Genomic DNA, 13,037 nt, shown 5'->3' with positions numbered 1-13,037 from the left:
TGACTATTTAAAATCGGGACAACGTACCTGTCCCTCCGTCCCACCACCAAAAACTATTTAACCGAAAAATTCTTCTCCCAGCCACCTGGATAAAGCTCATACCGCACACCGCGATACACCCAGGCGCCCTGAGGAAAGTCTGACATCACTGCCTCAAACACAACCTCAGCATCCTGATCATCAGTCACTTCAATAATATGACTCCGCTCGCCTTTAGCAACGTGCCCGAAGCCAAGCAGACGGTTGCCGGTGTCCTCCATATATTTCGCGCTACCGACGATATTCGTGAACAGCTCTTCACCGCGCTCCTCACCATAGGACCAGATAATCTCAGCGGTCTTTTCCTTCTCATTAATCCGGTACTGAACGCCGGCGCTGTAATCCTTCGACAGATCCTCATTTCCGCGGGTGACAACGGTGTTATTATCATAGATGAGCAGATCTATCGTATCCGGATTGTTATCGAAGTCCGGCATAATCGTTGCATCATGCTGGCCGGCTGGATATTTGAAATCCTCACCAACGCCTTCCACAACTAAATCCGCATAATCGCCTGTCCAACCCTCAGAGTCAGCCAGAATCCACTTAATCTCGTTCGTCTCGTAATCGATTTTCATCACTGTATCCGAGTTACGCCCGGAAATAATTATGCTGTCATCACTTTCATCATAGACGACCGAATTCTGGTGGAACCAGTCCGTCAGCCCATCCTTTTTCGGCGTGCTGTCGTAGTCCGTGTACATCTCTTCCGGAACGAGCGCCTTCAGATCAATAACCTTAACCACTTCACCGGTTTTGCGGTCGATCTCGATCATCGTGTCTTCCATATAATTGCCTTTTCCGTCATTCACGGTTAAAAGTAAATTCCCGCTCGGAAGCTCCGCGATATCGTGGTGGATCAGCGTGGACTCCATGCCATCCTGCTCCGCCTGGGCCGCCTCCTCGCTAATCTTAAAGGCATTAAACAGCTTCCCGATAAAATTCGTCTCAAATAAGCGGTTATACGCATTGCCGCTATTGTCTTCCTTACCTAAATAGAGAAGATTCCCATTCTCCAATTCCTTCAGCACGTGGCTGTTGTAGCCAGAACCGTACCAGCGGATGTCCCCATTTGCATCAAAAGCATAGGGATATTTCGTACTAGGAATCGCAAACGTCAAACTCGTGTCCGCCAGATCCATTTTTTCCTTCTGCACTTCCTCCACCTTAATGGTAGGAATGTAATCCGGCAGCGGATCGGTCTCTAAATTCAAGGTTTTCTCAGAAGTTTCCCCTGATTCCGTGGTTACGGTAAGATGAACTGTGTTTTCAGCATCAGGATACAGCCCTAAAATTGGAATTTCGTGATAGGTCTTGTAGCCATCAAACGTATTGGAAATATCCGCATCATCCGTTTCTCCCTCAACTGTTACCGAAACCTGAGCAGGCTCCTCGGTCGAAAAAATCGCCAGCGCGGATAATGGAGAACGATTGTAAGGATCCAGCTTCACATAAGGCTCTGCAAACGTGCTACCTTCACTTTCCTGCAAAATCGTCTCCTCCAGCTTTTCCTGCTCGTCCAGCAAATCCTTCGCAACCGTAGGCGGGTACTCATAATTCTCCGCCTGGGTAGTCGCCTCCTGTGCCGGATTGTCCCGGTCCATAATCCAAAACACAACCCCAGCAGCTATAATCACACCAACAATAAAAATTATACTCTTTTTCATAACTCTCTCCCTCTATTAATCTAATTTACACTTTTTGTTTTAAACCGTAAGTCAATCGTATTATACCATTCATGGACAAGGGATTATATATTAGGAAAGGAAAAAATGGTAGGTAAATATATGGATTTTATCTCGAGGTCGGGACTGATGATTGAAATAAGCTCAGGTTGACGGATAACAGAGGCGAGTTGATTGATAAAGAGCGCTTATTGATTGATAAAATATACAAACTGACTGATGCCAGCTCCAGTGATTGATAGAAAGTTAAAGCCGGCGGATGCCGGCCCCGAATCAGTTGATAAAAAGCCCAATTTAATTGAAACTAAATCAAAACAGGTTGATAGAAACCAAAAATCGACCGATGCCAGATCCGCCGACCGATAAAACCCTAAAACCAACGGATACCAGCCCCATCCCGCCCGATACCGATCTCCCCGTTCCTATAAACTCCCCATCTCCAACCTAAGCCCCGCTAAAAAAGCCACTCCCCCCTGGATAATGCTCCATACATTTCCTGCACATGAGATTATTGGCCGATGACAAGCCTTTGTCCCCTTGTTATAATACAAAAGAAGACAAAGGGAGACAGAAACCTCGCAATTTATCCGCAATTAATACATAATATAATAAATTTCCCAAAAATATTTACATAAAAATGAGTTTCTTAGGTGATACCTCCTTACCTTTATCAATGGAGCTACTCGGCTGTGCTGTGGGTGGAGATCAGACTCTCGACCTTAGACGCTTGTCGTCAGGGGTGCAGAGTGAGGAAGGGTTAAATGCCCATTTCATTATGTGTGAATATTTATGAGGTATGTATCAATTGTATGGATAAAGACGTAATGAAAGCGCACAAGCTCAATGTGCTTTTTCATTACGTCTTTATCTTGGGACTGTCCCCATATGCTTTAAAGCGTTAATGCGTTAATTAACCGAGGGACAGTCCCCGAAATAAAGAGGGAGCTGCCCAGCAAGATTATTCGACAAAATTCGGGTGGTGACAGGCACCAGCCCAAATGATATAGTAATAATGTTTAGTTTCAGAGATTTTCGCTAGACAATGCAACAAAAAACTCTATCAAAAAATCCAATAAACATAGATCACAGTACGCATTACGGAGGTGCGAACCACTAAAATGGAAGAAACCATATCATTGAAGGAAATTTATCAGACGTTAAAAAAGCGTGCACTTTTAATTTTATCCATAACGTTCAGCGCTGCATTTATTGCGGCTATTATCAGCTATTATTTTCTTACACCGATTTATCAGTCTTCATCCCAATTTATTGTCAATCAGCAGACCGAAAATCCACAGGGAGAATATAACGTTAATGATATTCGGACCAATGTGGAGATTATCAATACCTATAATGTCATCATTAAAAGTCCGGCGATTCTGGATAATGTAGTTAGTGAGTTAAACCTGGACATGTCCGTCGATGCACTGGAGCAGAAGATTCAGGTGAACAGTGCGGAAAACTCGCAGGTCGTGAATGTGGTTGTGCAGGATCCTGACCCGGATCGAGCTGTACAGCTGGCAAACACGATTGTATCCGTCTTTCAGGATCAGGTGCCCGTGCTCTTAAACGTGGATAACGTCCAGATTTTATCGGAAGCCCAAATAAAAGCCGACCCACAGCCGGTCAAACCGAATCCAATGTTAAACATCGCCATTGCCCTGGTGCTTGGCGCCATGATCGGTGTTGGACTGGCCTTCTTACTTGAATACCTGGACAACACCATCAAGACCGAAGAAGATGTAGAAAGAACACTGGAGCTGCCCGTATTAGGTGTTGTTGCTCAAATTTCCGACAGCGACATTCGGCCGGCAGGCAAACGAACACCAAACCTGCGAATGGACAGAAAGCGTGGTGGAACCTTTGGCGCGTAAAAAGAAACGATTCAGCGAACGAATCAGACAAATTATTGCCCATAAAAATCCGAAGTCACCGATATCCGAGCAATATCGTTCCATCCGAACCAATTTACAGTTCGCCTCGGTGGATCGTGACCTCGAGACACTCGTGGTGACGTCATCCGGTCCATCGGAAGGAAAATCCCTGACGACCGCGAATGTGGCTGTTGTCTTTGCACAGCAGGGGAAAAAGGTCCTTTTAGTGGATGCAGACCTGAGGAAGCCGACTGTGCACTACACGTTCCAGGTGGATAACACTACCGGATTGAGCAACTATTTAATCGGAGATGCGGATCTGGAATCGACAACCTCACAGACGGAAGTGCCCAATCTGGATGTCGCTACCTGTGGACCGATTCCGCCCAACCCGTCCGAGATTTTAAGCTCGAAGCGGATGCAGCAATATATAGCAGAAGCGAAGGAAGCCTATGATATCGTCATTTTTGACACACCCCCGGTATTGGCTGTGACCGATCCATCGATTCTCGCCAAGGAATGTGACGGTGTGCTGCTTGTGGTAAGAAGCAAAATAACTGAACATGAGGCAGCAGAAAAATCAAAAGAGCAGCTTGAGCAGGTACAGGCGAGAATTTTAGGGGTTGTCCTAAACGACCGGGAAGTCAAAGAAAGCAACTATTATTACTATTACGGAAACAAATAACACGTAAAACCATAACCTATCCAAGCGTTAGGCTGTGGTTTTTTTATTCATTAGTACTATTCTCTCACTCTAAAAAATACAATAAGCCTTAGAAAAAATCTTAATTTTTCCATTCTAAATCAGGAGGAAATCTCATACAGTTTTATGACAATCCATCAAAATCGCGAATTCAGAGATGATTTTCGCTAAATTCAGAGTTAAAATAAAACAACAAACGACACAAAACAATCGTTTTATACAAAACAACAGAATTTTCTCCCCTTTCAAATTATGGAAACCGGTGGTAAAATAGTACCTGTTCATTAAAATGTACGTTTAGTTTTGGAATGGAAAGGGGGAACGTGTATGATTGACATTCATTGTCACATTCTCCCCAATCTCGATGATGGGTCGAAATCGGTGGCTGAGAGCATGAAAATGGCCCAGACCGCTGCGAAAGATGGGATTTACACCATTGTCGCAACTCCGCATCATCTGGACGGGAGATATAATAATACCGGACATGAAGTGGAAGAAGCTGTACAAGCATTAAACGAAGCACTTGAGGATGAAAATATACCAGTTACCATAGTCCCCGGGCATGAGACGAGGATCAATGGGGATATGGTGGAACGATTAGAGAGAAATGAAATCCTGCCATTAAATGCTGCCAGTAAATATGTCTTTGTCGAACTTCCATCCAATCATGTACCGCACTATACCAACCAATTATTCTTTGATATGCAAGTGGCCGGCTACACACCGGTGATTGTGCATCCTGAGCGGAATTCCGCCCTTATACAGAAACCGGATCAGCTATACAGTCTCGTCAAAAGCGGCGCACTCACTCAGGTAACCGCAGCCAGTGCAACCGGCAAATTCGGCAAAAAGATCCAGAAATTCACAAAAGACATTCTAGAAGCAAACCTGACCCATTTCGTCGCCTCCGATGCTCATAACACCACATCACGAGGATTTCACTTACTGGAAGCTTACGAGCAGATTAAAAAGACATTCGGCAATGAAATGGTTTTTCAGTTAATGGAAAATACAGAGAGATTAATGGATGGCCAGGCGGTTGTTGGGGATCAGCCGCACCGAATCACACAGAAAAAATTCTTTGGCCTATTAAAAAAATAAAGAGATAAATAGATAAAGAGAAAAAGTTAGCGTCATACCATTCCAAAACCATATATAGACACTTAACACCAGAGAAGCAGGCGTTTGGGGAGAATACGGGATTCGAGCGGAAAAGTTTTGCCTGCGATTCAAGGTGGTTTTTGAGTTGCCTAAAAAGCGCAAGCCCTTATGTCTATATGAGCTTGATCGAGGATACCCAACCGTCAGCATACACCCTGAGTGTGTGTTGTTCGTGCCTGGGTATCCTTTTCTTTTGGATATTTGGATATGGTAACACTTACGATTCATAACGAATGAAGAAACCATCATTAAGCGGGTAATGTCTCCTTACCCCTATCAACGGAGGCACTCGGCCATTCTGTGGGTGAAGCAAATCCTCACCTTAGCGCCCGACGCAAGGGAATGGTGTGAGGTTCGGGTTCGATGCCCAATTTTCCACAAAATTAGACGAATAGATATATAGAGGAAATAAATGGTCAACGAAAGGCCATGATCATCATGTGGTTTTCCGTGAACCATTTAATCAAAATCTGGAAGGGGATAGACGAGATGAAGACTGTCAAAAAAGCGATTATTCCTGCAGCTGGTCTGGGCACACGCTTCCTGCCAGCGACAAAAGCGATGCCGAAAGAAATGCTGCCGATTGTAGATAAGCCGACCATTCAGTACATAGTGGAAGAGGCGGTGAAATCAGGCATTGAAGATATCATCATCGTAACCGGAAAAGGCAAACGCGCAATTGAGGACCATTTCGACAACAACTTCGAATTAGAGGATAACCTGATGAAAAAAGGCAAGTACGAGCTGCTGGAAAAAACGAAGCAGCCCGCACAGGTGGATATCCACTATATCCGTCAGAAGGAGCCTCTGGGGTTGGGCCATGCGGTCTGGTGCGCACGGAAATTCATCGGAAATGAGCCGTTTGCGGTATTGCTCGGGGATGATATCGTACAAGCCGACACACCAGCCCTCCGTCAGTTGATTGAGCAGTATGAAGAAACCGAAAGCTCTGTTGTGGGTGTGCAGCAGGTAGCGAATGACGAGACCCATCGTTATGGAATTGTGGATCCGAATACGATTGAAGGCCGCCGTTATCAGGTGAATGACCTTGTGGAAAAACCTGAGCCAGGAACCGCGCCATCAAACTTGGCGATCATGGGACGTTATATCCTAACCCCGCAGATCTTCCCATTCCTGGATAAGCATGAAAAAGGTGCAGGCGGTGAGATTCAACTGACCGATGCGATTAAGCAGCTGAATGAGCATCAGTTTGTTTATGCTTACGATTTTGAGGGGAAGCGGTATGATGTTGGGGAGAAACTTGGGTTTATCAGAACCAGTATCGAGTTTGCGCTGCAGAATGAAGAAATTGGCGATGAGGTAAAAGAAATTATCCAGACGCTGGCATCAGAGAAAGCAAATGTTTAATCGATAAACTTGGAGGTCAAAGACATGAATATAGCCGTAGTGGGAACAGGCTACGTTGGATTGGTGACAGGCGTTACTTTGTCTGAAATCGGCCACCATGTAACATGTGTGGATATTGATGAAGAAAAGGTAGCAAAAATAAAGATGGGGATTTCCCCAATTTATGAACCTGGTCTTGATGAACTAATGCAGAAAAACATGGATGCGAATCGACTGGATTTCACAACCAATCATCAAGATGCTTTTAAAAGTGCAGATGTAATATATATTGCAGTTGGCACACCTGAAAAGGAGGATGGCTCGGCTGACTTATCCTTTGTGAAAAATGTTGCTGTGCAAATCGCGGAAACCGTAACGAATGATGTGATTGTTGTAACGAAAAGTACGGTTCCAGTTGGTACAAATGATAGACTAAGAGACCTTCTCAATAAAAATCTGGACAACAACGTCAAAATAGAGGTTGTATCCAATCCAGAGTTTCTTCGTGAAGGTTCTGCCATTAAGGATTCCTTTGAAGGTGATCGAATCGTGATCGGCAGTGACAGTGAAGAAGCAGCTGCTACGTTAGAAAAAATCAATGAACCCTTTGGTGTACCCATCTACAAAACAGATATCCGCAGTGCAGAAATGATTAAGTATGCATCCAACGCATTTCTCGCAACCAAAATCAGCTTCATCAACGAAATTGCCAACATCTGTGACCGTGTCGGTGCCAATGTGGAAGATGTAGCAAAAGGAATGGGGCAGGATAAGCGCATTGGACCTCAATTCCTTAATGCAGGGATTGGTTATGGTGGATCCTGTTTTCCGAAAGATACAAAAGCACTCATTCAAATAGCTGGAAATGTTGAGTATGATTTCAAGCTGTTAAAAGGTGTAGTGGACGTAAATAAACAACAGCAGTCACTCCTTTTAGATAAGTTGAATGAGCGTGTTGGTTCGATTGAAGGGAAGAAAATTGCTGTTTTAGGACTTGCATTTAAGCCGAATACGGATGATATGCGAGAGGCTGCATCGATTATTGTTACGGAAAAGTTGATTGAGCAAGGTGCAGAAGTTGTGGCTTATGATCGGATTGCGATGGAGAATGCGAAAACAATCCTTAATTCTAATGTTGAGTATGCCGATCGTTTAGAGGATGCGATTGGAGATAGTGATGCAGCTTTAATTTTGACCGAATGGGATGAAATTAAGAAGATAAATCTGGATATCTTTAAAGCTATGAAGTATCCCTTAGTGATTGATGGCCGAAATGTATTTTCGCTTGATCAAATGAAAGAGTGTGGGGTTGAGTATCATTCTGTTGGGAGACCAGCTGTTGAAATGGTACAGACAGGCACTTATGTATAAGTTAATTCACTTGATGGGAAAGTAGGTGAATGGTCCTTGGAAGTATCGAAGTCAAAGGAAGAAATCGCAGAGAAAAGGATTCAATATTCGATTCATGAACAGATTCAGACGAATAATAAAACTTCTTATTTATTCTTTAAACGAGCCATAGATATTCTGGGTTCGATTTTTGGTATTATTATATTATCTCCATTATTTTTGATGGTTTCTTTATTAATAAAGATTGAGGATTCTAAAGGACCGGTTATTTTTAAGCAGAAAAGAATAGGTAAAGATGAGACAAGTTTTTATATGTATAAATTTCGTTCAATGGTTTCTAATGCAGAAGAGTTGAAGGAAAAATTAATTGAACAAAACGAAGCGACAGGGCCTGTGTTTAAAATTAAGGAAGATCCCAGAGTCACAAGAATTGGCAGATTCATCAGAAGGACAAGTATTGATGAGTTACCGCAATTATTTAATGTATTAAAAGGTGAAATGACTCTTGTGGGCCCGAGACCGCCACTTGTAGATGAGGTTAAGGAATATACCAGTTATGAAAGGCAACGATTGTCTGTTCGACCAGGACTTACTTGTTATTGGCAAGTTAGTGGTAGAAGTAATTTGAGTTTTGAAGAGTGGGTTCGGCTAGATTTACAATATATTAAAAATAGAAGCTTTTGGTTGGATATGAAATTAATACTTAGGACATTTTTAGTGTTATTCGGTTCAAAAGACGCATACTAGAGGTGAAATAAATGGACTTAGATTCTAAAATTTATGTTGCTGGCCATAGAGGTTTAGTTGGATCAGCTATAGTAAGGAAACTTAAGGAAAAAGGGTATACAAACATTATATATAGAACCAGTAAAGAGCTGGATTTAACAGACAGAACTCAGGTTGATCAGTTTTTTGCAGAAGAAAAGCCTGAATACGTATTTATGGCTGCAGCAAAAGTTGGAGGGATTGTCGCAAATAATGAGTATCCTGCTGATTTCATTCGTGACAATATTATGATACAAACGAACGTAATAGACGCTTCCTACCAAAATAATGTAAAGAAACTGCTCTTCCTTGGCAGTACATGTATTTATCCGAAATATGCGCCACAGCCTATGAATGAAGATTCGCTGTTAACAGGTGAATTAGAACCAACAAATGAACCTTATGCAATTGCTAAAATTGCAGGAATAAAAATGTGTGAAGCTTATAATCGCCAATATGGGACTAACTATATTTCCGTGATGCCGACAAATTTATATGGTCCTAATGATAATTTTGATTTAGAGACTTCGCATGTTCTTCCTGCTTTAATAAGAAAGTTTCATGAAGCTAAAATCAATTCAAAACACACAGTCGAAGTCTGGGGCACGGGAAATCCTAAAAGAGAATTCTTACATTCATATGATTTAGCAGATGCTACTGTTTATCTAATGAATCATTATGAAGAGAATCAATTCGTGAATATAGGTGTAGGGAAGGACTTACCTATAAAGGAATTAGCAGAAAAGATAAAATCTGTAGTTGGATATGAAGGTGAAATTGTCTTTAATACAGACAAGCCAGATGGTACGCCTAGGAAGTTAGTTGATGTTACCAAGCTCAGTAATACTGGTTGGGAAGCATCAATCTCCTTAGATGAAGGATTGAAGAGTACCTATGATTGGTTTTTAAATAATATAGAAAATGGGACAAGAGTTACTAAGTAATGGAGGTTAATATGAAGAAAGCATTAATCACAGGAGTCACGGGACAGGATGGGTCTTTCTTAGCTGAATTTCTATTGGATAAAGGGTATGAAGTGCATGGTATTATTAGGAGAAGCTCAACTTTTAATACAGAAAGAATAGAACATTTATATATTGAGGAATTAAAATCAACAGAAAACTTTTATATTCATTATGGAGATTTGACGGATACTTCAAATGTGATTCGACTTATTAATGAAATAAAGCCGGATGAAATTTATAATTTAGCAGCTATGTCTCACGTTAAAGTTTCGTTTGAGACTCCTGAGTACACAGCTGATGTAGATGGAATAGGAACACTTAGGATTCTAGAAGCTGTTAGAATCCTTGGTTTAGAGAAAAAGACGAGAATTTATCAAGCTTCAACTTCTGAATTGTACGGTAAAGTTCAGGAAGTGCCTCAAAGTGAAACAACACCATTTTATCCACGATCTCCTTATGCTGTTGCGAAACAGTATGGTTATTGGATTACAAAAAATTATCGTGAATCATATGGGATGTTTGCAGTTAATGGCATTTTATTTAACCATGAATCTGAACGACGTGGGGAGACTTTTGTTACACGTAAGATTAGTTTAGCAGCTGCTCGGATTGCACAAGGTAAACAAGATAAGCTTTATCTTGGTAATTTAGATGCTAAACGTGATTGGGGTTACGCAAAGGACTATGTAGAGTGTATGTGGTTGATTTTACAGCATGATACACCTGAAGATTTTGTTATTGCTACTGGTGAAATGCATACAGTACGTGAATTTGCTACATTGGCATTTAAATATGCGGGAATTGAAATTGAATGGAAAGGTGAAGGTGTTGAAGAAGTTGGTGTGAACAAGGCCACCGGTGATATTATGGTAGGAGTTCATCCTGACTTTTTTCGTCCTGCTGAAGTTGAGCAATTGTTGGGAGATCCTACTAAAGCAAAGAATAACTTAAAATGGAATCCAACCAAGACTTCATTTGAGGAATTAGTTAAGATTATGGTCGAGGCTGATATGAATAATAGTGATTACAGAAGCTGAACCTTATCCACTAAAAATGAGGTATTTCAATATGAATAATTCGTGGGCACCAATTATTTTATTTGTATATAACAGACCAGAAAACACATTGAAGACATTAGAAGCATTAAAAAATAATAATCTGGCACAAGAAAGTGAATTATATATTTATTCTGATGGACCAAAGAAACATGAAGACTTGAAAAAGGTAGAGGAAGTTAGAAATATTATTAATGATATTAAGGGTTTTAAATCTGTATACATTTACTGTTATGAAGAAAACCAAGGTTTAGCCAATTCAGTAATTAATGGTGTTACTAAAGTATTTAAAAATTACGATAAAGTAATTGTGTTAGAAGATGACTTGTTAACATCAAAGAACTTTTTAACTTTCATAAATGAAGCTTTAAACTTTTATAAGTTTGATAATGATATATGGTCTATATCTGGTTATACACCTAACCTTAGTTTTCCAGATTCTTATCAATCAAATATCTATGTTTCTCCAAGAGCGAGTTCTTGGGGATGGGGAACATGGAAGGATAGATGGAAACTAATAGATTGGGATATTAAAGATTATCATGAATTTAAAAATAATGGTAAGTCAAGAAGATTATTTAATTATGCTGGTAATGATCTATCACCAATGCTTGATGATCAGATAAAAGGTATTATTGATTCATGGGCTATTAGATGGTGCTATAATCAATTTAAATTAAATAAATTAACAGTTTATCCAAGACAATCATTTGTAGTTAATATTGGCTTTGATAATGATGCTACACACGGTTCTATTGGTAAAAGCAAGTATCAAGTAAACTTAGCAGAGGAATACGAAGGTAATCTTGAAAGAGTAAAATTAGATCCTGAGATAATAAATAATTTTAGAAAAAAGTATAATCTAAGCTTCTATAATTACATTGGAAGAGCTTTAAAGAAAATAGGAATTTATAAATTAATAAAAACTATAATGAAAAAAATACGTCTTATATAAAGAGAAGTGATACTTTGTCCAAGGAAAATTTAAAAAAGAAAAAAAAACTGATTTTTATTGGGCCTTTGCCTCCTCCAATACATGGAGAAAGTATTGCCTTAGAATCATTATACAAATCTAATGAACTACATGACCTGTTTAATGTTAGAAAAATAGATACAAGTAAACACACAACAGATAATGCTGGGGTTTTTACTCTTTCTAAAACAATAATGGATATGGCAAATATCTTTCGCGCTTTTATGTCATCACTACTTTATAGGAATTCTATTATATATTTATCAATATCACAAACAAAACTAGGTCTTTTTAGAGACTGTATAATAATTTTTTTGTGTAAATTATTTGGTAACTGCAAAGTGATCACACATTTACATGGAAATAATTTAGCAAATGTAATTGATGAAACAAATGGTTTTCTTAATAAATTTATTTCATATACTTTAAAAAAAGTAGACATTGGCATAGTCTTAGGCAAAAAATTATCAAAAAACTATAAAGGTTTAGTGCAAAAAGTAAAAGTTGTTTCAAATGGTATTCCATTTAACTTTATTAAAACGGATGAAATTCATTCAAAACCAAACAAGGACTTTTTTTCCATTCTTTATTTAAGTAATTTAATGGAAGAAAAAGGGTATATTGATCTAATTAAGGCTACTACTGAATTAATAAATGAAGGCTATAATCTTCAATTAAATTTAGCTGGCAGTATTTTTAACAAAGAAGATTTTAATGAAGTACTACAATATATAGAAAATAAAAAAGTTGATAAGTATATAACCTATTGTGGAATAAAAAAAGGTGATGAAAAGAAAGATTTGTTTTTGGGTGCTGATGTTATGGTTTTACCAACTAAATATAAAGTTGAAGGTCAGCCAATGTCAATCATAGAAGGTATGGCAGCAGGATTACCTATAATTTCAACTAATAAAGGAATAATAGCTGAATTGATAGCAGGTTGTGGTTATATAATTCAACCTAGTGTTAAGGATTTAAAGGAAGCTATAAAAAAATTGTATAATGATAAAAATGAGCAATTGAAATTAGGGAAGAGTAGCCGGGATATTTATGAACATTATTATACAGAGGAAAAGTATATAGATTCACTAATAAAGACTTTTCAACAAATATAAGTTTT

General features: G+C 39.5%; 11 protein-coding genes. 10 read left to right on the top strand and 1 reads right to left on the bottom strand.

Features of this window, described 5'->3' with window-relative positions; genetic code table 11:
• Window positions 1-53: 53 nt before the first annotated feature.
• A complete protein-coding gene (locus ABD006_RS05005; RefSeq protein WP_343838323.1) occupies window positions 54-1,706 on the bottom strand; it encodes an aryl-sulfate sulfotransferase in 1,653 nt (550 codons plus the stop codon).
• Window positions 1,707-2,842: 1,136 nt separating this feature from the next.
• On the opposite strand from ABD006_RS05005, the gene ABD006_RS05000 reads away from it, so the two are divergent.
• The 10 genes from ABD006_RS05000 to ABD006_RS04955 all read left to right on the top strand — a co-directional run bounded on the left by ABD006_RS05000 (window position 2,843) and on the right by ABD006_RS04955 (window position 13,032).
• Window positions 2,843-3,598 (top strand): YveK family protein, encoded by a 756-nt coding sequence (locus ABD006_RS05000; RefSeq protein WP_343838320.1) that lies wholly within the window; start codon window positions 2,843-2,845, stop codon window positions 3,596-3,598.
• Window positions 3,588-4,283: a CpsD/CapB family tyrosine-protein kinase gene (locus ABD006_RS04995; RefSeq protein ID WP_343838318.1), complete on the top strand. Its 696-nt coding sequence runs from the start codon at window positions 3,588-3,590 to the stop codon at window positions 4,281-4,283. The genes ABD006_RS05000 and ABD006_RS04995 overlap by 11 nt, the downstream gene beginning before the upstream one ends.
• 345 nt (window positions 4,284-4,628) lie before the next feature.
• The gene (locus ABD006_RS04990; protein ID WP_343838315.1) at window positions 4,629-5,402 is read left to right on the top strand and encodes a tyrosine-protein phosphatase; all 774 of its coding nucleotides are present in this window, start codon (window positions 4,629-4,631) and stop codon (window positions 5,400-5,402) included.
• Window positions 5,403-5,951: 549 nt separating this feature from the next.
• Window positions 5,952-6,830, top strand: a complete 879-nt coding sequence (galU, locus tag ABD006_RS04985) for a UTP--glucose-1-phosphate uridylyltransferase GalU (RefSeq protein WP_343838313.1) — start codon at window positions 5,952-5,954, stop codon at window positions 6,828-6,830.
• Window positions 6,831-6,854: 24 nt separating this feature from the next.
• Window positions 6,855-8,180 (top strand): UDP-glucose dehydrogenase family protein, encoded by a 1,326-nt coding sequence (locus tag ABD006_RS04980; protein WP_343838311.1) that lies wholly within the window; start codon window positions 6,855-6,857, stop codon window positions 8,178-8,180.
• Window positions 8,181-8,258: 78 nt separating this feature from the next.
• The gene (locus ABD006_RS04975) at window positions 8,259-8,906 is read left to right on the top strand and encodes a sugar transferase (RefSeq protein WP_343839012.1); all 648 of its coding nucleotides are present in this window, start codon (window positions 8,259-8,261) and stop codon (window positions 8,904-8,906) included.
• A gap of 11 nt (window positions 8,907-8,917) precedes the next feature.
• The gene (gene fcl, locus ABD006_RS04970) at window positions 8,918-9,868 is read left to right on the top strand and encodes a GDP-L-fucose synthase (RefSeq protein ID WP_343838308.1); all 951 of its coding nucleotides are present in this window, start codon (window positions 8,918-8,920) and stop codon (window positions 9,866-9,868) included.
• An 11-nt stretch (window positions 9,869-9,879) separates the two neighbouring features.
• Window positions 9,880-10,926 carry a GDP-mannose 4,6-dehydratase gene (gmd, locus tag ABD006_RS04965; protein WP_343838306.1) on the top strand — a complete coding sequence of 349 codons (1,047 nt, stop codon included), beginning with the start codon at window positions 9,880-9,882 and terminating at the stop codon, window positions 10,924-10,926.
• A 31-nt stretch (window positions 10,927-10,957) separates the two neighbouring features.
• On the top strand, window positions 10,958-11,899 hold the full coding sequence (locus ABD006_RS04960) for a glycosyltransferase (protein ID WP_343838304.1): 942 nt from the start codon (window positions 10,958-10,960) through the stop codon (window positions 11,897-11,899).
• A gap of 14 nt (window positions 11,900-11,913) precedes the next feature.
• Window positions 11,914-13,032: a glycosyltransferase family 4 protein gene (locus ABD006_RS04955; RefSeq protein ID WP_343838302.1), complete on the top strand. Its 1,119-nt coding sequence runs from the start codon at window positions 11,914-11,916 to the stop codon at window positions 13,030-13,032.
• Window positions 13,033-13,037: the final 5 nt, after the last annotated feature.

It is taken from the genome of Salinibacillus aidingensis (assembly GCF_039522525.1).
Classification (GTDB): Bacteria; Bacillota; Bacilli; order Bacillales; family Alkalibacillaceae; genus Salinibacillus; species Salinibacillus aidingensis.
Note: the sequence above shows the minus strand (reverse complement) of the source record. Positions and strands in the feature narration are given on the sequence as shown.

Coding starts and splice junctions, on each gene's coding strand:
- ABD006_RS05005 (WP_343838323.1), bottom strand. CDS start 1,706: ATGAAAAAGAGTATAATTTTTATTGTTGGTGTGATTATAGCTGCTGGG.
- ABD006_RS05000 (WP_343838320.1), top strand. CDS start 2,843: ATGGAAGAAACCATATCATTGAAGGAAATTTATCAGACGTTAAAAAAG.
- ABD006_RS04990 (WP_343838315.1), top strand. CDS start 4,629: ATGATTGACATTCATTGTCACATTCTCCCCAATCTCGATGATGGGTCG.
- galU (WP_343838313.1), top strand. CDS start 5,952: ATGAAGACTGTCAAAAAAGCGATTATTCCTGCAGCTGGTCTGGGCACA.
- ABD006_RS04980 (WP_343838311.1), top strand. CDS start 6,855: ATGAATATAGCCGTAGTGGGAACAGGCTACGTTGGATTGGTGACAGGC.
- fcl (WP_343838308.1), top strand. CDS start 8,918: ATGGACTTAGATTCTAAAATTTATGTTGCTGGCCATAGAGGTTTAGTT.
- gmd (WP_343838306.1), top strand. CDS start 9,880: ATGAAGAAAGCATTAATCACAGGAGTCACGGGACAGGATGGGTCTTTC.
- ABD006_RS04960 (WP_343838304.1), top strand. CDS start 10,958: ATGAATAATTCGTGGGCACCAATTATTTTATTTGTATATAACAGACCA.